Origin of the sequence: Chryseobacterium polytrichastri (genome assembly GCF_900142445.1) — a bacterium.
Lineage (GTDB): Bacteria > Bacteroidota > Bacteroidia > Flavobacteriales > Weeksellaceae > Chryseobacterium > Chryseobacterium polytrichastri.
Genome location: NZ_FRAV01000034.1, coordinates 16,856 through 36,501, shown reverse-complemented (window position 1 = coordinate 36,501; position 19,646 = coordinate 16,856). Strand labels below are relative to the sequence as shown.

Here is a 19,646-nt window from a genome sequence, read left to right as displayed (position 1 = left end):
TTTTAGGATTTTTTTGTGAATTTCCATTTCTAAAATTGTTAAATAGCGAATTCAAATTGTTAAAATTTCACTTAAAAATTAGCTAACTTGCACTCTCAATTCTTTCAAAAAAATGCAAAATTCTTATACAGTTATCAATGCTTCTGCGGGCTCAGGGAAAACCTACGCCTTGGTTCAGAGACTTTTGATGATCTGTCTTCGTTATCCTAATCAACAACATGCCATCAGAAATATATTGGCCTTAACCTTCACCAATAAGGCAGCCAATGAAATGAAAGAAAGGATATTATCTTGGCTGAATAATTTTGCTGCAGATACTTTTGCTGAAAATGCAGATTTAAAAAATATTCAAACAGCATTTGAACAAGATGGTCTAAGAATAACAATTGATGAATTGCATGTTCGTTCTAAAAAATTGTTAGATTATGTTCTCCATAATTATTCCACATTAAATATTGGTACTATTGACCGTTTTAACGCGCGATTGGTAAGAAGTTTTTCTTATGAATTAGGCTTGGCTAAAAATTTTAATCTTGAAATTGATGCAGAACCTTTTTTGATTGAAGCCGTTGACAAAATGCTTGATCAGATTGGTGAAAATGAATCTATCTCTAATTCTTTCATGGATTATGTAGATTACAGCCTTGAAAACAACGAAAGAATTAACCTTAATAAAAACCTTTATGACTCGGCAAAAGAGTTTGTAAAAGACATTCATTACGAGCAACTGAAAAACAATAAGAGTTTTGATGATACGAATTATGAAACTATAAAAAACACGATCCGAAAAGATATCACGTTTAATAAAAAGCATTCGTTAGAACTCTCTACCCAATCTATCGAATTATTTAAATCAAGAAATATTGAGATTGAGGATTTTGCTCAGGGAAAAAATGGAATCGGAGGATTTTTCACTAAGGTTCTAGATTTTTACAACCAGAAAAGACCCGGATTTCCTTTTCCTACTACTCAGGAAGAATCTGTTCTCAATAATTATAGAAAAGGAGCTTCTGCAAAATCTAAAAGTAAAGAATCTGAAATTTTTGAAATCTTAGAACAATTACTGGAAAACAGAATGCAACTCATTCTTCTGTACATCGAAACTCAGAAAAAAGAGAAAATTTTATCTGCTTTACTTCCTTTGAAAGTTAATAAAGATATTCAGGATGAATTGAAAAAAATTGAGGATGAAAACGATCTTGTTTTGCTTTCAAAATTTAATATTTTAATTAACGAAAATCTCAAAAATGAGCCTTCCGCTTTTATTTATGAAAAAGTGGGCTCACAGTTTCAACATTATTTCTTTGATGAATTTCAGGACACTTCTGAGCTTCAGTGGCAGAACTTTGTTCCGTTAAGAGATCACAGTGTTTCAACAGATAATACTTCATTCACGCTGGTTGGAGATCCTAAACAAAGTATTTACCGATTCCGTGGGGGGGAAAGTAAATTAATGCTGGATATTATCAATAAAAAAGAGTTCTCACCAAAACAAGCCCAATTACTTGTTTTGAAAGACAACTGGCGAAGCGCAAAAAATATTGTTCATTTTAATAATGAATTGTACGAATATCATTCTCGAAATCTTCAAGAAGAGCACAAAAATATATTTGGCGCAGATGCCGAACAAAATGCAAAATCAGTGCATGAAGGTCGCGTAAAAGTGAATCTTATTGACAATCTTACCAATGAAGACTTTTACACCGATACTTCTGAAAGGATGGAAACAAATATTCAGGAATGTCTGAATAATGGTTTCAAGTTTTCTGACATTACGATTCTTTGTAGAGGAAATTTTGACATTTTTAGTTATTCTCAAAAATTAGGAAATCTAAAAGTGACTTATCGTGGGGAAGAAACCAATATCAAGACGATTTCTGATAAAGGATTAACCTTAGAACTTTCTAATACTTTACAAGCGGTTATTGAGTTTCTGAAATGGGAAACCAATCCTAAAAACAAACCTAATCTCATCATGATGATGTATCATCTAGATAAATTAGGAAGAATAACTATGCCGGATTTCACCTTGGAAATGAAAGAAATTCTGGATATTGAAACTCATGAAGAGATTTTACAATTCCTTCACTTAAAATATGCTTTACGACTAAAACAAGAGAATTTCCCGAGGTTTAATTTATACAACTTTGTAGAATATTACGTTAACGAATTTTCCATTGAAAATAAAGAAACTGATTTTCTTTTGAACTTTTTGGAAATGCTCTTTAATTTTACCCAAAATGCAGGCGCAAGCACCAAAGAGTTTTTAAAATATTGGGATGAAGAAGCCTCGACTTACACGATTCAGGCCTCGGAAAACATTGATGCCATTCAGATCATGACGATTCACAAATCTAAAGGACTTGAATTCCCTATTGTTTTTATTCCGATGATGAATAAGAATCGTGACAGCGAATTTACCAACTGGTTTGAAACAAGCAGCGATGAAGCGTTGAAATCTGTCAACATCAATCAGTTTAGTAAAAACCTTGAAGTGTATGATCAGGAAATCGAGAAATTCAATACACAAAATTCGTACAAAAACCTTGTCGACAGGCTTTGTCTGCAATATGTGGCAACTACCCGACCTGTTGAACAATTATTTTTCTATTTACAAAAAGCAAACAAAACCTCAAATAACCTTGAGCTTCTGGAATTTCTACAAACCAAAAACGTCAATGAAAGTGATGAGTTTGATTTGTATGAAGTGAAACCCGAAATGCTGAAAAAATATTCAAAAGATAAAACGTCTTCTTTCAAAACAAAAAACATTGAGAATCTTAAAAATATCAATGAAAAAAGTACTTCTATAAAAATTGCTACTCCATCGAAAAATTATCAGGTTCGAAATGAGAAAGTAAGAATTGGTCTTTTTGTTCACGAATTATTATCAAAAATCAATACAGAAAAAGATATTGCTAAAGTTCTTGAAAGTTATCTTTTGGAAGGGCAAATTACCTTGGAAGAGAAAAATGATATTCAGGAAACATTGCAAGAAATCGTTCATACGTATTCTGAATTCTTTGATGAAAAATGGGAAGTGATCAATGAACAAGATATTATGATCTCCGAAAGAGGCCAAAGCCGAATCTACAGACCAGACCGAATTTTAAAAAGCGATGAAGGCTATATTATTGTGGATTTCAAAACTGGTGAAGAAACGGTGAAGAATGACAGACAAATAGAAAGATATAAGAATGTGTTGGAGCATCTCGGAAAAAAGGTGTTGAGAACACAGCTTATTTATTTATAAAAAAGTTTCGGCGGCACCAAAGGTGCCGCCGAAATTTTTATCTTGAACTTTAAATTAAAGCTAAATCTTAAGCCGTTGGATCTGCAACAAAAACTCTCTGTGACAACTCCTGATCAAAAAGATATAATGCTGATGGATTATCACAAACCATTTTAATTTTCGTTACATATTGAGAAGCACTCGCCTCTTCTTCTACTTGCTCATTGATGAACCACTGTAAGAAAGAAGTCGTTGCAAAATCTCCTTCGTCATTCGCATTTTTCACAATGTTGAAGATACTTTTTGTTACTTTTTTCTCGTGCTCCAATGCTTTTTCAAAAATGTCTGTTGCATTTGCAAATTCGTGTGGTGGTTTTGCAATTTCTCCAATGATGATCTGTCCTCCAACATCATTTAAATAATCAAACATTTTATCAGCATGCATCAATTCTTCTTTGCTCTGTACTCTGAAATAATTGGCAATTCCATCAAGGTCTATTGCTGAAAACCAAGCAGACATTGAAAGATAATATTGTGATGCGTATTGTTCGTGAGCTATTTGTTCGTTAATTAATTGTGCAATTTTATCGCTTACCATAATAATAAATTTTACAGTCAAAATTATGGAATAAAACCCCGAAATCAAAAGATTTAATGAAATTTAATACAAAAAGAACGGAATTACTTCCGTCCTTAACACATTAAAAAATAAGAATGAAAAACTCTTAATTCACAGCCGGGGCAGCTGTATTCATTGGTTTCATCATCATTTTTCCTCCCTTCATTCCTGCTTTTCTCTGCGCCATTTTAGCTTTTCTGTCTGCCTGCCATTTATCATATTGCTGAGGCGTTAAGATTTTTTTCATATCCGCATCCATTTGCTCTCTTTTAACTTTCATCTGCTCCATTTTAGCCTGTCTTTCGCCTTTGTTCTTATCAAACTCAGCTTTCATTTCAGCTTTTCTTTTTTCTTGAAGAGCTTTGATTTGGGTTACCTGTGCTTGATTCAGGTTCAAATCTTTCTGCATTTCATCTAAGTGCTCCTGCTGTTTTTGTTGCATTTTCTGTTGCATTTCTGCTCTCTTCGCTTGCTTATCCTGAGGAGTTGTTTGTTGAGCCATTGCAAAACTTCCCATTCCAATAAATGCTATTGCTACTATTAATTTTTTCATCTTTTTAAATATTTAATTATTAATTAATTGTTATATACCTTTTTGATAACCAATTAAAACAGAAGTTAAATAAGTATATTCATAAAAAATGTTAAATTTAAATATCAAAATAATAAATTAACAAAATAAAAGGGCAGATTATAAAAACCTGCCCTTCACACCACTTAAATATAATATATGAAAATTATTAATTGCTTGTGAGTCTGAAACCTCCTGAGCCACTTCTGTTTCCTCCTCCATTATTTTCCTGTCTTGGAGAAGGGCTTTCAGATCTTTGTTGTCTGAAACCACCCCCATTCTCTCTAGGTGCAGAACTTTCTCTTCTTACTTCACTATTTCCTCTAAATCCGCCACTATTTCTGGTTCCTCCGTTATTTTCAGCGTTCCCTCTAAAGCCTCCGTTATTATCTCTAGGCGTTGGACTTACTGGTCTTACATCGTTATTCCCTCTGAATCCACCTGTATTTCTAGTTCCTCCGTTATTATCAGTATTTGTTCTAAAACCTCCATTAGCTCTCGTTCCATTATTTTCAGCACCACGGAAGTTTCCTGAATTATTATTAGACTGATTACGGAATCCTGAGTTGTTATCTCTTACAGACCCTCTAAAACCATTATTTTCTCTCTGGCTCGTTCTTACAATGTTCAATGAAGGATTATTATTCCCTCTGAATCTTGCTCTGTCTACTCTGTAAACATTAATATTTACACTTCTGTAACGAGGCATTGGTCTGTATCTTGGTGTGTAATAAGTTCTTCTGTAATTTTGGAAATAAACGATAGGACTCGCACCGTGATAATAATCGTTTTGGAATGTCACGAACACTCTAGGTCCTAAAATTCTTTCCATTGCATAGTATCTATCATAATACCATCTGTCTGGGTTGTATCTGTAGAAATTATTCCAAGTTGCAAAACTTCCGTACAAACTATTCAAGCGTAATACCTGATCTATTTGCCAACGGTTCAATCTATTTTGGGTAAAGAATACATTCCAGTTTACATTCACGATACTGTTTCTGTAATCATTATAATAGCTTTGGTAATAATCGGTTGGATAATAATCCTGAGGATAGTTATAATAATAATCGTCCGGAAAATAATTTTGATCGTCCTGATTAGAATAATATCCGTCATTACTTCCATAATTGTTATTTCCATAACCATTATTTCCGTTTCCGTTATTATATCCATCATTTGGATATTGTTGAGCGAACGACAAAGTCGCCAAACTCAAAGCAAATCCTATAAATATTTTTTTCATTCTTATTGTTGTTAATTGGTTAATATATAGTAGAATATCTCTATTCTATCTTTTGGATACAAATAAAAAAAAGAAGTTAAATCTTTTGACCTAACTTCTTTTAAAATATCATTAATTAATTGATAATCAATTGTTAAATTTACAACCTTCCACTACTTTTCACCCAATTTGCAATTTTATCATTAAAATCAGTCTTTTCTTTTAAATCTTCTAATTTTAAATGCATTCTATAGCGCCAATAATAGGGGAATATCGCTGGATTATTGATTCTTTCGTTATCTATTTTCGGGTTGATAAGCTCTTCATCTGTAGCAAAAAACTCCTGAATTGGGAAAATAGCCAACATCGCATCCGTATAAAGATGTTGCTTCATAATGATCTCCGCTAAATGAGCATCTAATTCTTCAGGTGCTTTGCCGTACTGCATCAATTGTTGGTTAAAATATTTCTGCGTTAAAGCTGGATCTTCTTTCCACCATTGTCTTAATGTAGAGCTATCATGTGAAGAAGCCGTAATTACGTTCATATAACCTGCATTTTTAGGATTAAAGAAAGGAATGTTATCAGAAGGCATACGTTGAACTTTCAAGGCTATAATCGCCAATTCATCCATCACAGCAGGAACACAGTCAGGAACCATTCCCAAATCTTCTCCACAAATCAACATTTTGGTTGCGTTAAGGATCATCGGAAGTTTTTCCATTGCTTTTTCTTTCCACAAGTAATCTTGTCTTTTGAAGAAATAATCGTTGTACAGATCGTAAATAGATTTCTTTTCCCAGTCTGACAAATAACTGTAGGAATCTGTATTGTACACATTGAACCTTGGATGGTAAACAGTTTCACCATTTCTTTCTTCAGTTAAAAACAACACATTTGCACAAAGTGAAATCAACTGCTCTTCGATTGGTCCTCTTGGATTTTTCTTGAAAAAGTCTGATAATTTTCTCTGCGTATCAAATTCATCTTTAAAAGAATAGGTCCCATTAAAATTATCATTGATGAATTCAAGAGCCTTATTACTATTTTCTCCAACATATTTCCAAAGAATCAGATCATTAATAAACGGCTTGCAATATCTATTGAAATCAAAAGGAATATGCCACGCTTTAAATTCATCTGTCGTAATGGGAACCGCAGGATAAAAGTATCCTAAAATTCCTTGTGTTGCAGAAATCGGCATTCTCCAGATTCTGAAAAATCCTAAAATATGATCTATTCTCATCGCATCAAAATACTGCTCCAATGCTTTGAATCTATTTTTCCACCATTGATAATTATCCGCTTTCATCGCTTCCCAATTATACGTTGGAAATTCCCAATTCTGACCCAATTCTGTAAATTGATCCGGCGGTGCGCCTGCTTGGAAATCCATCCCGAATAATTCAGGTTCCGTCCAGGCTTCAACGGAATATCTGTAAATTCCAATCGGCAGATCTCCTTTTAAAGAAATCCCTAAACTATGGATATACTCTACCGCCTCTTTCAATTGTTTATGAAGCTGATACTGCACCCATGCATGGAGCATAGACGCATCATAGTCTTTATTTTTTGCTGAGAAGAATGGCGAAATTTTCCCTGCAATATATTTTTTATGCGTCTTCCAATCATTGAAATTCGGAGTTTTATATTTATCTCTTAACACACAAAATGCAGCATACGGAATCAACCAACTCTCATTATCTTTTATAAATTTCTTGAAGTTTCTGTCTTTATAAATCTTCTCTTTTTCTGTATTAAAAACCGCTTTTACATATTTCCATTTTCCGGAAATCATTTTTTCGTAATCAACTAACTCTAAATTATTTAATTCTAATTTATCAGCTACATATTCTTCAACTACATCTTTCGGTAATTTAAAATCAAGGTTTTCTAATGAAATATATTGCGGGTGCAATGCATATACTGAAACGGCAGCGTAAGGATAGGAATCTGTCCATATATAATTCGCAGTCGTATCATTAATAGGTAATATCTGGATAATACCGAGACCCGTTTCTTTGGTCCAGTCTGCAAGCTGTTTCATATCATAAAACTCACCCACCCCAAAACCATTTTCACTTCTTAAAGAGAATACAGGAACCGCGACGCCTGCATCGTGATACATTTGGGATAACTTAAATCTAAAATAATGATTGGAGACAATCTGTAAAACATCTTTTTGCTGATTGGCAATGGTGAATCTATTTTCTCCGGCTTCTACATCAATTACTTTACCTTCATTTTTATCATACAGACAATATTTAAATTGAATAAATTCATTCTCGGGAATCTCAATAGAAGCTTCCCAAATTCCAAAGTCAGTCTGGGCTAGATGAATTGCTTTTTCATAGTCCCAACGTCCCAAAGAAGCAGTACTTCCAAACAATACAATCGTCCAATCCGGATTATAAACAGGCGCTTCTAATCTGAATAAATGAGTATGTTTTTTCAACACTGAAATTTTCTCAGGAACAAACTGATTCAGCTTATTGTAAAGGATTTTATTGTTCAGATAGTTTTCAGGAAAATTCTTGTTATTCCATTCATCAAAAATTAAAAATTCCTTGTAATTATGGGGAAAACTAAGATGATGCAATACAAATTCTTCTCTTAGAACTTTTCCATTTTCATCTGTTAACTGATATTGATAAGAGAGGGATTTCGAAAAATAATCTACTTCACATTTCCACAAACCGTTCTCAGTACAAAACATTTTATGAGTTTTAGGCACAGCTCCTTCTTCATTGATGACCAGCTGCAAATATTCTCCAACTTTTGCCCTGTAGCCTATATTAAAGTATAATTTCATCTTGAATTTTTTATAAAAATACTGTTTAATCTCCAAAAACCGCCCATATTGAATATCAAATATTCATTAAAAAACCTTCTCAAATATTTGAGAAGGTTTTGATTTTCAACAATGTTAAAAGAAATATTTTCTAATTTCAATTGTTAGTCCTCTTATTTTGTTACCAGAATTTTCTTACTTAATAATACTTTACCAGACTCATTTGCAATACTCGCCACATATGCTCCATTGATAAGATTTTTCAAATAAATCTGCTGGTTTAGTGAACCGTCTTTTACGAATATATTTTCCTGCATTACATTTTTACCTGAAACATCAAAAATCGTCAGTTTAAGATTTCCTTTAACCGATTTATCATTAACGCTAACGTTGATCAACTGCTCGTCAACTCTCGTAGGATAAATATCTAAATTTGCAAGAACCGTTTTTGAAATTGCCTTATCGTTTGCAAAATACTTACTTGCCAAGTCATAAATATGTAAATTCAAATTTCCAGGAAGTTGTTTTGCCTGTAAATTATCTAAACTCAATTCATATAAAGGTGCCCCTTTGGCACTTGCAATGACAACGTTTCCTTTCGCATTAACAGCCGCCCCGTTCACAGAATATCCTTCCGGAACTCCCGTAATCTTTCCTACAAATTTTGCTTTTAATTCTTTCGTAGACACTTTGAAAACATTTCCTGAAGTTGCAAAAACATAAAAATTATTATCTGCATCTGCAATCATATCACCGCCAAAACCTGTTTCAATTGTTGTAAAAGAATTTTTCCCGTTAGAAGGATCCTCTTTTACAATTCCAAGATCATTAACAACATATTGATTGTTCTTTTTACTGATTTGTAAAAACTGTGTTCCGGAATTATTCATCGCGTAAATATTTCCATCATAACCGTTCGACATTCTCGTTATATGAGAATTAATATCACAAGAAGTTACTCTCACTACATTATTTTCAATTAAAGTTGTTTCTTTTGTTTTAGGATTTAAAACATACACATTGGATGAAAACATGGGCATGTACACCAAGTTATTATTAGAAGAATCATATGCCAATGCTGCCATCGTAACCGCTTGAGAATTATTGTATGTATTTTTATCCTCCGTTACAGAACCATTTCTTGCCTGTGAAAATACTTTTGCCGAAGAATCAGCAGAGAAAATACTTTCTCCCGACGTCCCGTTCACTGCATCTATCGCTCTGAAATCATTAAAAATAATACTTGGAGTATCTTTTCCTGTAAGGGCAAAAAAATCTTGCTGTGCATAAGCGCTTGTGCTCATTAACACCAAAAATAAAGGGAATAAATGTTTTTTCATAATAAGTTGAATTTAGATTCATAATCATTTTAGTATGACTAAGTTACATAATTTTAAAATTAAATAACAAAAAATCTCTACTATTGAATAATATTTACAATAATTTAATTTCAATATTGTGATTATGATAATTTGGATATTTTTTAACCTAACAGTTTTTTTATATTTAAATTTTAACCATTAAGATTTTAGTTAAGCTATTAAGATTATTAAGAAGATTTCTCCTTCGTCGAAATGACAGGAAAGGGCATAAAAAACTCTCGCAGATTTAGCGGATTAAGCAGATGATTATGAATAAAAATATGCAGGAGGTATTAAGTTCTCTATTTTAATTCAAACCGTATGTTTTATGAATCACTTTGTGTTTTATTCGATATGGCTAGAGATTCTTCTTTCGTCAGAATGACAAATTCCGTACAAAATAGTAACAAAAAACTCTCGCAGATTTAGCGGATTGAGCAGATGATTATGAATAAAAATCTGAGTAATCTGTAAAATCTGCGAGAGATATATTAAGTTTAAAACTTATTTTATGTTTTAATTTAAGACATAAGATGTTCCATCTCTTCCGTCTTTTAATTCGATACCTTCAGCAAGAAGTTTATCTCTGATTTGGTCCGAAAGGTCAAAGTTCTTAGATTTTCTTGCCTGATTTCTCAGCTCAATTAAGACCTGTAGTGTTTGATCTAGTTTTTCATTATTATTCTCTTCAACAGCCTGAAGTCCTAAAACATCAAATATCAATGCATTTAATGTAGATTTTAAATCTTCAAGATCTTTTGTTGAGATTGTTTCTTTAGCATCATTTAAAGCAAAAATAAATTTCACTGCTTCAAATAAATGAGCAATCAGAACCGGAGAATTGAAATCATCATTTAAAGCATCGTAAGCTTTCTTCTTCCACTCTTCAAGGTTAAAACCTGATTGTTTTTCATCATTCGGAGTAATTGAATTCAATACTTTTATCGCTTCCATTAATCTGATGAAACCTTTTTCACTTGCGATCATGGCATCATTAGAAATATCTAACACGCTTCTATAATGAGCCTGCAGGAAACAAAAACGTACAATTGACGGATGGAAAGGCTTTTCGAAGAAATCATTATCTCCTGTTACCAACTGCATCGGTAAAATGTAATTTCCTGTAGACTTGCTCATACGTTGGGTATTCATTGTCAACATATTGGCATGCATCCAATAATTTACCGGAGCAGTATCATTGCAAGCTTTTCCTTGGGCAATCTCACATTCGTGGTGTGGGAACTTTAAATCCATTCCACCTCCGTGGATATCAAATTTTTCACCTAAATATTTCGTACTCATTGCAGTACATTCAAGATGCCATCCCGGAAAACCTTCTCCCCAAGGTGAATTCCATCTCATGATGTGTGCAGGCGATGCTTTTTTCCAAAGGGCAAAATCCTGTGGATTTTTCTTTTCTCCCTGTCCGTCTAAATCTCTAGTATTAGCGAAAAGTTCTTCAATATTACGTTTTGAAAGCTCACCGTAATTCAGACCTCTTTGGTTGTATTCCAGCACGTCAAAATATACAGATCCGTTGCTTTCGTAAGCAAAACCTTTCTCAATTAATTTCTGAGTTAACTCAATTTGCTCAACAATATGGCCTGTTGCCGTAGGTTCGATGTTTGGAGGTAATAGATTAAACATATCCAAAACTTTGTGGAAATCTACCGTATATTTCTGTACGATCTCCATAGGCTCCAGCTTCTCAAGACGAGTTTGTTTTACAAATCTGTCGTTGTTTACATCTCCATCGTCTGTAAGGTGACCTGCATCTGTAATATTTCTTACGTATCTTACTTTGTATCCTAAATGCGTTAAACTTCTGTAAATAAAGTCGAAAGAAAGGAAAGTTCTCACATTTCCCAAATGTACATTGCTGTAAACAGTAGGTCCACAAACGTACATTCCAACGTTTCCTTCTAAAATGGGGTTAAATATCTCTTTTTCCGCTGTAAGCGAGTTGTATATTTTTAATTGCATTGTGTTGTTTTTGATTTAATGATTTTAAGTTTAGTGTAAAGTTTCTTTATTGTTAAAAGACTTAGATCTCTCAACAGCAACATATACAGCAACAACAAATAATGGTTGCTACAAAAATCTGGTCTGAAACTTTTTTAAATTTTATCATTATTAAATTGCTTTTAAGTGATACTGTAAGTGATCTACATAGTCCTGAATAAGAAATTCTAAACTAAACTTCCGAGGCTCCGTTTTTGTGGTATCGCAAGTCATTTGTAATGCCTCATCAGGAATATTCTCAACCGTATGAACAATTTGAAAATTTAAAAATTTCCAAAGATTAATAACATCTTGAGTAGGAATATTCTGATAATTCTGAGCTTTTACCCAAAAATTCTGATCATAAACAATATTCTCGTTTTCTTTATATTGAGTAACTACAAATCTTCTGATATTTGTAATTGCACTATCACAAAGATGACCTAAAATTTCTTTTTTTGACCATTTCTCAGGCGAAATTTTAGAAGACCAATCTTCTTCATAGATTGTTTCAAATCTAAGAAGTTCTTCCTCAATAATATTTTTAAGAATCTGATAGTTCATTACAATCAAATTTAATCCAATTTAGCATGGCTTCCTACATAATGTAAGAATTCCTGCCTTGTAATAGGATTGGTTTTGAAAATTCCACTTAACTCTGCTGTAATTGTTGAACTTGCCGTGTCTTTAATTCCTCTGCAATTTACACAAAGATGTTTTGCATCAATAATACAAGCCACATTTTTTGTTCCCAAAGCTTCTTTTAAAGCATTCACAATCTGCATTGTTAATCTTTCCTGAACCTGAGGTCTTTTTGCGTAATAATCTACAATTCTGTTAATTTTAGAAAGTCCAATTACTTCGCCATTTGAAATATACGCAACATGGGCTCTCCCAATAATTGGTAAAAAGTGGTGTTCACAAAAAGAATATACAGTGATATCTTTTTCCACCAACATTTGGCTATATTTATATTTATTTGAAAATGTGGAAATTCCCGGTTTGTTTTCAGGCAATAATCCTCCAAAAATTTCATTTACATACATCTTTGCGACACGCGTTGGAGAATCTTTCAGAGAATCATCCGTCATATCCAGCCCCAGCGTTTCCATAATCTCACCGAAAAGTTCAGTAATCTTTTCTATTTTTTCCTGTGGCGATTTATCAAAAGCATCTTCCCGTATAGGCGTATGTTCTTTTCCTGTGAAAATATCATCGTCGTTATCAGTAAAATCAACCATTTTTTATTTAATTTGCAACAAAAATACGGATAATATTTGTTCGTATATTTCAATTTAACTCAAAAATATCACCTCATCTCCTCATTCGTATAAAAGTTATGATTATTGCTGAAGAAGTACTCCATGAAAATCAGAAAAAAGAATTTTTAGAATTCCCTGTCAGGCTTTATCAACATGACAAAAACTACATCAGACCTTTAGATAAAGATATTGAAGCTACTTTTGATCCTCAAAAAAACAAATTCTTCAAAAACGGAGAATGCAAAAGGCTCTTATTTAGAAATAAAAATAATGAAACAGTTGGAAAAATAGCGGTTTTCGTTAATCAACTTTATACGCAAAATCAACCTACCGGAGGAATTGGTTTCTTTGATTGCATTAATGATCAGGAAACGGCTAATTTCATTTTCGATTATTGTAAAAAATGGCTTCAGGAAAGAGGAATAGAAGCAATGGACGGGCCCATCAATTTTGGAGAAAGGGATAAATTCTGGGGACTGCTCATTGACGGCTTTATAGAACCTTTATATGGGATGAATTATAATTTCCCTTACTACAAAGAGCTTATTGAAAATTATGGTTTCAAAATCTATTTTGAACAGCTTTGTTTTACACGACCCGTATTTGGTGAAGTTTCTAGGGTTTTTACTGTAATGCATAAAAAGCATTCGCTGAATCCTGCTATTTCTGCCAAGCCCATGAAAAAGAATAATCTGACCAAATTTGCTAAAGATTTCACTGCAATTTATAATCAGGCTTGGGCTTCCCATGGAGAAGGAAAACAAATTGAAGAAGCTAAGACTTTGAAAATGTTTATGACCATGAAGCCAATCATCAATGAACATATTTCCTGGTTCGTCTATGAAAATGAAAAACCCATTGCCATGTGGATTAATATTCCCGATTTGAATCAATGGTTTAAATATATGAATGGGAAATTCGGTTTTATTGAAAAATTAAAATTTTTGTGGATTAAAAGATTCAAAAAGAATGAAAAAATGGTAGGTCTTGTTTTCGGTGTTGTTCCTGAATGGCAAAAAAAAGGCATCGACGGATATCTGATCTGGGAAGGAACACAACACCTCAGAAAGCACACCGATTTTACCATTACAGAACTTCAATGGATTGGTGATTTTAATCCTAAAATGATAAAGATTGCAGAAAATTTAGATACTGAGGTAACGAGAAAACTAGCAACCTATCGTTATTTATTTGATCGTAATAAAACTTTTGAAAGACATCCTGATCTTTAAAATAAAAACCCTGCTGATGTATCAGCAGGGCTCCTTTCATTATACTAATTATTAGAATAGCTCTCCAGCTACTTTTTTAATATTATCACTTTTTCCCATTGAGTAAAAGTGTAAAACAGGTACTCCAAAATCAAGAAGTTCTCTGCATTGGTTGATCGCCCATTCAATTCCTATTTGTCTAACCGCTTCATTGTTTTTAGCGCTCTCCACTTCATTGATTAATTCTTCAGGAAGATCAATTTTAAAAACTTGTGGTAACAGTTTAAGATGCCTTTTAGTTGCAATAGGTTTTATTCCCGGAATTATTGGAATGGTAATTCCCATCTCTCTCGCTTTTGTAACAAACTCGATAAACTTTTTATTATCAAAAAACATTTGAGTCACAATATAATCTGCTCCGGCATCTACTTTTTGTTTCAGCCATTTTAGGTCGTAGTTCATGGAAGGTGCTTCCATATGTTTTTCAGGATAACCTGCTACTCCAATACAGAATTTGTTATTTTCCTCACAAGCCTGCTCATCATGAAGATATTTCCCTCTTCCCAAATCATTAATTTGGTGAACCAAATCCATCGCACTTTCATGACCTCCTTTTGTCGCCTCAAAATACTGATGACCTTTCATGGCATCTCCACGAAGTGCCATCACATTATCAATACCCAGATACATACAGTCTACCAAAAGGTATTCTGTTTCTTCTTTTGTAAATCCTCCACAAAGCAAGTGTGGAACCGTATCTACATTATATTTATGCTGAATTGCCGAACAAATACCCAACGTTCCGGGACGCATTCTGGTAATCTTACGTTCCATCAGACCGTTGCCTTTATCAATGTAAATATATTCTTCACGAGAAGTCGTCACATCAATAAAAGGAGGATTAAACTCCATCAAAGGGTCTATATTTCTATACAAATCTTCGATTCCGATTCCCTTTTGGGGCGGAACAACTTCGAGAGAGAATAAAGTTTTTCCGTTGGCGTTTTTTATGTGTTCTGTTATCTTCATTTATTAATTTAATTTCTTAAAAATTAATCAGTTTTTATAAATCCAATCTGTTATTAAGGTGTTAGATTCTCCACATCTATTATAAGAATCTAATGAAAAGATTAATTTAAATCTGTATTTTCTATTATTAGATGTTTCAAAAAACTTACTGTTCTGTAAAACTTCAAAATCTGATTTAATATTAATTGTATATGAATGTGTCTTTTGAGGTTTTAAATTCTTATCCTTATTTCTGTAGGTGAAACAATCAATATCTTTATTACCCATTTTCATTTTTTCAAAACTATTTGTTTCTTCATTAAAAAATTCTAAATCTTTTAATCTCATATTACAAACGTTTAATTCCTTGGGAATTTTAAATGATTCGTTCCCAACATTCATAATAGACAAAGTAAAAAGACCTGTATTTTTCAAATTATCGTTTTTAATTTTCACGGAATATTGGCAATTATTCTGTCCAAAAATAAAAGTTGAAATAAACATTAGAAAAATGAATAGACTCTTTATCATAACAATCGTTAATTTAATCTGCTAAATTAGGTGACAACCATTTCCTCGCTTCCTGTAAAGAAATTCCTTTCCTCTTAGAATAGTCTTTCAACTGGTCTTCTGTAATTTTTCCGAGTCCAAAATATTTTGCATGCGGACTTCCGAAATAATAACCGGAAACGGCAGCTGTCGGGAACATCGCTAAACTTTCTGTAAGATATACTCCGATATTTTCTTCCACTTTTAAAAGATCCCAAATGGCATGTTTTTCCAAATGGTCCGGACAAGCCGGATATCCTGGTGCCGGACGAACTCCTTTATATTTTTCCGCAATTAAATCATCATTGCTTAAACTTTCCTGATTGGCATATCCCCAATATTCTGTTCTTACTTTTTTATGTAAAAATTCGGCATAGGCTTCTGCAAAACGGTCTGCCAAAGCTTTTACCATGATTGCATTATAATCGTCATTGGCTTTTTCATATTCATCTGACAACTCATCTGTCCCGAAACCTGTGGTCACACAAAAAGCTCCCACATAATCAGTTTTCCCTGAGTTTTGAGGAGCAATAAAATCGCTTAATGCTAAATACTCTTTGCCTTTAGATTTTTGAAGTTGCTGTCTTAATGTGATGAATTTCGATTGTGGCTGATTATTTTCATCAAAGATCAAAATATCATCATCTTCAGTTGAATTTGCTTTGAAAATTCCGAAAATAGCTTTGGCTGTCAAGGATTTTTCATCCAAGATTTTCTTTAAAATAACCTGAGCATCTTTAAATAATTCTTTAGCCTGAGATCCTACAACCTCATCATCAAAAATATTCGGATATTTCCCGTGAAGATCCCAACTTCTGAAAAATGGTGACCAGTCTATAAACGGAACCAATTCATTTAAATCCTGACCTTCGAAAACCTGTACCCCTAAATTATTTGGTGTGAAAATCTCTTCGTTTTCCCAATCGATTTTAAATTTGTCTTTCCTTGCCTCTTCAATAGAAACATATTCTTTATCAATCTGTCTGTTCAGGAATTTTTCACGGAAATCTGAATAGTCATTCTTCAAATCGCTTACATATTCTTTATTTCTATCTCCCAATAAAGAACTCACCACGTTTACGGCTCTTGAAGCATCATTTACGTGAACTACCGCATTTTTATATTTCAAATCTATTTTTACCGCAGTATGTGCTTTTGAAGTTGTTGCACCGCCAATCAACAATGGGAAATTAAGATTTTGACGTTCTAATTCTGATGCGATGTACACCATCTCATCTAAACTTGGCGTGATTAATCCACTCAAACCGATAACATCCACCTTATGTTCAATCGCAGCCTGAATAATTTTTTCAGCCGGAACCATTACTCCAAGATCTACAATCTCGTAATTGTTACAACCCAACACAACACTCACAATATTTTTACCAATATCATGAACGTCACCTTTTACCGTTGCCATTAAAATTTTACCGTTGGCTGGTCTTTCACCATCCTTTTCAGCTTCAATAAACGGCTGTAAATAAGCAACCGCCTTTTTCATTACCCTCGCCGATTTTACCACTTGTGGCAAGAACATTTTTCCGCTTCCAAATAAGTCACCGACTACGCCCATTCCTGTCATCAAATTAACTTCAATAACATGTAAAGGTTTTGAGGCTGCCTTTCTTGCTTCTTCTACATCTTCTTCAATAAAACGATCAATTCCTTTTACCAAGGAATGCGTAATCCTTTCCTGCAAAGGTCTGGTTCTCCATTCAAGTTCTTCAACAACTTCTTTTTTGACCGATTTATTCTTTTCAGAATAGTCCAACAATCTTTCTGTTGCATCTTCTCTTTTATCAAGAATTACATCTTCTACAAGACCTAATAATTCTTTATTAATTTCATCATAAACCTCCAACATCGCAGGATTTACAATCCCAATATTCATTCCTGCCTGAATCGCATGGTAAAGGAAAACCGAGTGCATGGCTTCTCTCACGGTATCATTTCCACGGAAAGAGAATGAAACATTACTCACTCCTCCACTTACCGACGCATACGGAAGATTTTGGCGAACCCATCTTGTTGCTTCAATAAAATCGATTGCATTTCTTCTGTGCTCCTCCATTCCTGTTGCTACAGGAAAAATATTCAAATCGAAAATAATATCCTCTGCCGGAAACTTTACTTCATCAACTAAAATATCATAAGATCGTTTAGTAATTTCAAGTCTACGATCGTAGGTATCAGCTTGTCCGTCTTCATCAAAAGCCATTACAATTACTGCTGCACCATATCTTTTGATTGCTTTAGCCTGCTTTCTGAATTCTTCCTCTCCTCCTTTTAAACTGATGGAATTCACTACAGATTTTCCCTGAACAACCTGCAGACCGGCTTCTAAGATCTCCCATTTGGAAGAGTCGATCATAATTGGAATTCTGGAAATATCCGGCTCTGAAGCAATTAAGTTTAGGAATTTGATCATGGAGGCTTTTCCATCAATCAATCCGTCATCAAAATTAACATCAAGAATTTGCGCGCCGCCTTCAACCTGGTGGCGGGCAATATCTAAAGCTTCAGAAAATTTCTCTTCTTTAATTAATCTTAAAAACTTTTTGGAACCGGCAACATTCGTCCTTTCACCAACGTTGATGAAATTACTTTCCGGGGTTATAATCAAAGGCTCAAGGCCCGATAGTCTTAAATATTTCATTAGTTGTGTATTCTTCTAAAATAAATTAGTAGCGTTAATCTTAAGCAATAATTGTAAAAAAATTATACAATTTCTCTCACTTTTCTTGGCTCATACTTATCAACCAAATCCGCAATTGCTTTTATATGATCCGGCGTTGTTCCGCAGCAACCCCCAATAATATTGATGAGGCCTTTTTCTACATATTCTCTAATTTGTTCCGCCATAAATTCCGGTGTTTCATCATATTTACCGAACGCGTTTGGAAGTCCTGCATTGGGATATGCTGAAACATAAAAATCTGTATTATGCGCCAGCGTTTCTAAATAAGGCGTCAACTGATTTGCTCCTAATGCGCAGTTGAACCCAACACTTAATAAATTCAAGTGTGAAACTGAAATCAAGAAAGCTTCTGCGGTTTGTCCGCTCAATGTTCTTCCTGAAGCATCGGTGATTGTTCCCGATACCATGATTGGAATTTTAATTCCTCTTTCTTCACCAATTTCATCAATAGCGAAAAGAGCAGCTTTTGCATTGAGTGTATCGAAAATAGTTTCTACCAATAAAATATCGGAACCTCCATCTAATAAAGCTTCAGACTGTTGTTTATAAGCAATTCTCAGTTCATCAAAAGTAATTGCTCTGTATCCGGGATCATTTACATCAGGGCTTAAACTTGCCGTTCTGTTGGTTGGACCAATGGAACCCGCTACAAATCTTGGCTTATCAGGATTTTTAGAGGTAAATTCATCACACACTTTTCTTGCAATTTTTGCCGATTCATAGTTCAGTTCGTACACCAAATCTTCCATGTGGTAATCTGCCATCGCAATGGTTGTTCCTGAGAAGGTATTGGTCTCCAAAATATCAGCTCCGGCTTCGAGATACTTTTTGTGAACTTCCTCGATCGCGTGGGGCTGTGTTAATGAAAGTAAATCATTATTTCCTTTTACAGGGTGTTCATAATCCTTGAAACGCTCGCCACGATAATCTTCTTCCTCGAATTTATATCGCTGAAGCATTGTTCCCATCGCTCCGTCTAAAACAAGGATTCTTTCGGATAATGCTTTATATAGTTGTTCTGAATTTTTCATTTTATTTTTTTATTGAAATGATTTTAATAGGATTGCATCCTATTCTTATCTAAATCGTCCCTTCGGGACTCCTTGGTATATTTCAAA

General features: G+C 33.7%; 14 protein-coding genes. 2 read left to right on the top strand and 12 right to left on the bottom strand.

Annotated elements, in window-relative coordinates; genetic code table 11:
* Positions 1-112 precede the first annotated feature (112 nt).
* Positions 113-3,253, top strand: a complete 3,141-nt coding sequence (locus BUB80_RS17950) for a UvrD-helicase domain-containing protein (protein ID WP_073295836.1) — start codon at positions 113-115, stop codon at positions 3,251-3,253.
* Between the two features lie 67 nt (positions 3,254-3,320).
* On the opposite strand, the gene BUB80_RS17945 is transcribed toward BUB80_RS17950, so the two are convergent.
* From BUB80_RS17945 to folE, 8 genes are all read right to left on the bottom strand, one after another.
* Positions 3,321-3,830 (bottom strand): ferritin, encoded by a 510-nt coding sequence (locus tag BUB80_RS17945; protein WP_073295833.1) that lies wholly within the window; start codon positions 3,828-3,830, stop codon positions 3,321-3,323.
* A gap of 127 nt (positions 3,831-3,957) precedes the next feature.
* Positions 3,958-4,404 carry a hypothetical protein gene (locus tag BUB80_RS17940; RefSeq protein WP_073295830.1) on the bottom strand — a complete coding sequence of 149 codons (447 nt, stop codon included), beginning with the start codon at positions 4,402-4,404 and terminating at the stop codon, positions 3,958-3,960.
* 187 nt (positions 4,405-4,591) lie between these two features.
* On the bottom strand, positions 4,592-5,668 hold the full coding sequence (locus BUB80_RS17935; protein ID WP_073295827.1) for a hypothetical protein: 1,077 nt from the start codon (positions 5,666-5,668) through the stop codon (positions 4,592-4,594).
* 139 nt (positions 5,669-5,807) lie between these two features.
* Positions 5,808-8,459: a 4-alpha-glucanotransferase gene (locus BUB80_RS17930; RefSeq protein WP_073295888.1), complete on the bottom strand. Its 2,652-nt coding sequence runs from the start codon at positions 8,457-8,459 to the stop codon at positions 5,808-5,810.
* A 152-nt stretch (positions 8,460-8,611) separates the two neighbouring features.
* Complete coding sequence (locus tag BUB80_RS17925; protein ID WP_073295824.1) at positions 8,612-9,778, bottom strand: T9SS type A sorting domain-containing protein; 1,167 nt, start codon at positions 9,776-9,778, stop codon at positions 8,612-8,614.
* A 537-nt stretch (positions 9,779-10,315) separates the two neighbouring features.
* Entirely contained in the window at positions 10,316-11,782 is a 1,467-nt protein-coding gene (gene cysS / locus BUB80_RS17920) for a cysteine--tRNA ligase (protein ID WP_073295821.1), read from the bottom strand.
* 150 nt (positions 11,783-11,932) lie between these two features.
* Positions 11,933-12,364, bottom strand: coding sequence for a DinB family protein (locus tag BUB80_RS17915; protein ID WP_073295818.1), 432 nt, complete (start codon positions 12,362-12,364; stop codon positions 11,933-11,935).
* Positions 12,365-12,375: 11 nt separating this feature from the next.
* Positions 12,376-13,041 carry a GTP cyclohydrolase I FolE gene (folE, locus tag BUB80_RS17910; protein ID WP_066752686.1) on the bottom strand — a complete coding sequence of 222 codons (666 nt, stop codon included), beginning with the start codon at positions 13,039-13,041 and terminating at the stop codon, positions 12,376-12,378.
* 98 nt (positions 13,042-13,139) lie between these two features.
* Here folE and BUB80_RS17905 point away from each other — a divergent pair, with 98 nt between their 5' ends.
* Positions 13,140-14,294, top strand: coding sequence for a hypothetical protein (locus tag BUB80_RS17905; RefSeq protein WP_073295815.1), 1,155 nt, complete (start codon positions 13,140-13,142; stop codon positions 14,292-14,294).
* A gap of 51 nt (positions 14,295-14,345) precedes the next feature.
* Here BUB80_RS17905 and metF read toward each other — a convergent pair whose 3' ends face one another.
* From metF to BUB80_RS17885, 4 genes are all read right to left on the bottom strand, one after another.
* Complete coding sequence (metF, locus tag BUB80_RS17900) at positions 14,346-15,302, bottom strand: methylenetetrahydrofolate reductase [NAD(P)H] (RefSeq protein ID WP_073295812.1); 957 nt, start codon at positions 15,300-15,302, stop codon at positions 14,346-14,348.
* 27 nt (positions 15,303-15,329) lie between these two features.
* The gene (locus BUB80_RS17895) at positions 15,330-15,716 is read right to left on the bottom strand and encodes a hypothetical protein (RefSeq protein WP_139262764.1); all 387 of its coding nucleotides are present in this window, start codon (positions 15,714-15,716) and stop codon (positions 15,330-15,332) included.
* A gap of 109 nt (positions 15,717-15,825) precedes the next feature.
* Positions 15,826-18,486, bottom strand: coding sequence for a methionine synthase (metH, locus tag BUB80_RS17890; RefSeq protein ID WP_073295806.1), 2,661 nt, complete (start codon positions 18,484-18,486; stop codon positions 15,826-15,828).
* 62 nt (positions 18,487-18,548) lie between these two features.
* On the bottom strand, positions 18,549-19,559 hold the full coding sequence (locus BUB80_RS17885; protein WP_073295803.1) for a homocysteine S-methyltransferase family protein: 1,011 nt from the start codon (positions 19,557-19,559) through the stop codon (positions 18,549-18,551).
* Positions 19,560-19,646: the final 87 nt, after the last annotated feature.